The sequence below is a fragment of the Pseudomonas sp. KCJK9000 genome (assembly GCF_046230725.1).
In the GTDB taxonomy this organism is placed as follows: Bacteria; Pseudomonadota; Gammaproteobacteria; order Pseudomonadales; family Pseudomonadaceae; genus Aquipseudomonas; species Aquipseudomonas promysalinigenes.
Window position 1 is genome coordinate 1 of the sequence record NZ_JBJJLN010000144.1, and the last position, 441, is coordinate 441.

Sequence of the window (441 nt, forward strand, 5' to 3'; positions counted from 1 at the left end):
TGAAAGCTTGTCTGCAGGCAAGGTTGAGGCAAACTGCCAAGCCTTGCGTCCCATGGCGTCGTAGCCAAAGCAACTGGTGAGTTTGCCCTGGGTGCGGTAGACCTCGCGGTGCAGGTCATCGCGCTCCATGTCGCTGATGACCAGGCCGTCCAGATTGAGCTGGTGCAGGTGACCGCTGCCGTAGTACAGGTGGTTGACCTTGCGCCCATCCGGCAGGGTCAGAGTGGTCAGATTGCTGAGCGGATCGTACTCATAACCCAGCGTGCCATCGGGCGTGATCTCTTGTGTCAGCCTTCCCAGCACATCGTAGGCGTACGCCAGCTTTTCCTCGGTCACCCCAAGTTGCTTGCCCATGCCACTGGGCTGCCGCTCGATGCTCAGCAAGCGGTCAACCTCGTCATAGGTGAACTGCTGCTGGGAATCGCGATTGATCTTGCCGAC

Annotated in this window: 1 protein-coding gene; it reads right to left on the reverse strand. The window is 59.4% G+C overall.

The annotated features are described in order from the left end of the window. A partial coding sequence (locus ACK59H_RS22995) for an RHS repeat domain-containing protein (protein ID WP_409264996.1) occupies positions 1–441 on the reverse strand: 441 nt, incomplete at both ends.